Here is a 548-nt window from a genome sequence, read left to right on the forward strand (position 1 = left end):
TGTACCACCTGCTCGATGGAGATGCGCACGAACGGGGTGGTGTCGTACGGCTTTTGCACCTTCATGCCGGGCGGGAAGAACCTTTCCTGCTCTTCCAGGCTTTTATCGATCGCGCGCACCGTATCCAGCGCATTGGCCCCGGTCGCCAGCTTGATCGCCAGACCGGCCGCCGGCTTGCCGTTGTAACGGCCCACCGTGTTGTAGCTTTCGCTGCCCAGCTCGATGCGCGCCACATCGCGCAAGCGCACCTGCGAGCCATCGGACTGCGTGCGCAGCAGGATATTCTCGAATTGCTCGGCGGTCTTCAGCCGGGTCTGGGCAGTGATGGTGGCGTTGAGCTGCTGGTTGGCCACCGCCGGCAATGCGCCCAACTGGCCGGCGGAAATCTGCGCGTTCTGTGCCTGGATCGCGTTGCGCACATCCACGGGCGTGAGACTGAAATTGCTCAGCTTGTTGGGGTCCATCCACACCCGCATCGCGTACTGCGAACCGAACAAGGTGGTGTCGCCCACGCCTTCGAGGCGGCTGATGGTTTCCTGCACGTTGGC

The 548-nt window shown here is 63.1% G+C and carries 1 protein-coding gene; it reads right to left on the reverse strand.

Features of this window, described 5'->3' with window-relative positions; translation table 11 throughout:
• On the reverse strand, nucleotides 1-548 hold a 548-nt coding region (locus CSC70_RS14310; protein ID WP_211369517.1), incomplete at both ends, for an efflux RND transporter permease subunit.

Source organism: Pseudoxanthomonas kalamensis DSM 18571 (assembly GCF_010211745.1).
Taxonomy (GTDB): Bacteria; Pseudomonadota; Gammaproteobacteria; order Xanthomonadales; family Xanthomonadaceae; genus Pseudoxanthomonas_A; species Pseudoxanthomonas_A kalamensis.